The organism is Methylobrevis pamukkalensis (genome assembly GCF_001720135.1).
Classification (GTDB): domain Bacteria; phylum Pseudomonadota; class Alphaproteobacteria; order Rhizobiales; family Pleomorphomonadaceae; genus Methylobrevis; species Methylobrevis pamukkalensis.
Genome location: NZ_MCRJ01000244.1, coordinates 1 through 1,662 on the forward strand (window position 1 = coordinate 1; position 1,662 = coordinate 1,662).

Genomic DNA, 1,662 nt, shown 5'->3' on the forward strand with positions numbered 1-1,662 from the left:
AGGAAGTGCGGCTGATCGGCGTGGAGCTGGAAGGCCTGCGCACCCTGTGGGAAAAGAAGCTCGTCTCGCTGCAGCGCATCACCGCCTCCGAGCGTGATGCCGCGCGGCTGACCGGCGAGAAGGGCCAGCTCGTCGCCGCCCAGGCGCAGGTCGAGGGCAAGGTGTCGGAAACGCGCCTGCAGATCCTGCAGATCGACCAGGACATGCGCACCGAGGTGGCGCAGGAACTGCGCACCATCGACGCCGAGATCGGCGAATACATCGAGCGCAAGGCCGCCGCCGAGGACCAGCTGGTGCGGATCGACATCCGCGCGCCGCAGACCGGCGTGATCCACCAGCTGGCGGTCCACACCATCGGCGGCGTGATCCAGGCGGGCGAGACGATGATGCTGATCGTGCCGGTCGCCGACGACCTTCGGGTCGAGGCGCGGATCGCGCCGCAGGACATCGACCAGGTCGCGGCCGGCCAGCATGCGGTGATGCGCCTGTCCGCCTTCAACCAGCAGGTCACGCCGGAACTCGCCGGCACCGTCGAGGACATCTCGCCCGACCTGACCCAGGACCAGCAGACCGGGGTCAGCTACTACACGGTGCGGATCCAGATCACGCCCGAGGAGATCGCGCGGCTCGGCGACCTGCGCATCGTGCCCGGCATGCCGGCCGAAGCCTTCATCCAGACCAACTCGCGCACGATCCTGTCCTATCTGGTCAAACCGCTCGAGGACCAGATCGAACGGGCCTTCCGCGAGGAGTGAGGCCGGGTGGCCGGGTGAGGGCATGGGCCGGAGGTCAATCCGTTGGCCCTTGCGGTCCGGCTCGGACTAGGGCGCTGACATTTGGACTTCGGCCCTTCCACCGTCTTTGCCGGGGTTGACCCGGCAACCCGATGGCATATCCGCGAGCAGCGATCTCCCGATCTGATGCAGCGTGTCTCGTGATCGCACTATTCGGGGGTGACGCACGGCGATTGGGTCGCCGGGTCAGGCCCGGCGAAGACGGGAGAGAGGTTGCGACGACGCCAGCGCCTCCTTGTCTGCCGCCTCTCAGTTGCCGCTCTGCCGCGAGCCCATGCATGCTCCCTGAACAGAGGGCAACGCGCTCCGCCTGCGTCGTTCCCATCCGGCAGGATCCACTCAAGCCGCACCCCTTGTGGCGGGCCCACATTCTCCGCAACCGCCCAACTGCCGCATTCCTTCCGATCGACATGCATCCGGCATTTCCTCCGGCGAGCGAGGTGATATTCTCGCGCCGCAACAGGAGGAGTCGATGACCGAAATCCCGCTCTGGACCCCGTCGGCCGAACAGGTCGCGGCCTCCGGAATGACCCGCTTCCGGATCACCTGCGAAACGAGGGCCGGGCGGCCGCTGGCCGATTCCGCCGACCTGCATGCGTGGTCGATCGAGAAGCCGGCGGCCTTCTGGGAAACGGTCTGGGACCATTGCGGCGTCGTCGGCACGCGCGGCGTGCGCGCGCTGACCAGCAACGGCACGATGCGCGGCACCCGCTTCTTTCCCGATGCCGAGCTGAACTTCGCCGAGAATCTCCTGCGGACGCGCGGCTCCGCCGACGCGCTGGTGTTTCGCGGCGAGGACAAGGCCGAGAGCCGCTGGTCGTGGGACGATCTCCGCGCCATGGTCTCGCGCCTGCAGCAGGCGCTGGTG

At 67.9% G+C, this 1,662-nt stretch carries 2 protein-coding genes; both read left to right on the forward strand.

All coding sequences use genetic code 11. The annotated features are described in order from the left end of the window. The coding region (locus A6302_RS20225; RefSeq protein WP_141704030.1) for an HlyD family type I secretion periplasmic adaptor subunit at positions 1–755 on the forward strand (755 nt) is incomplete at its 5' end. 511 nt (positions 756–1,266) lie between these two features. Then, a partial coding sequence (locus A6302_RS20230) for an acetyl-coenzyme A synthetase N-terminal domain-containing protein (protein ID WP_280939502.1) occupies positions 1,267–1,662 on the forward strand: 396 nt, incomplete at its 3' end.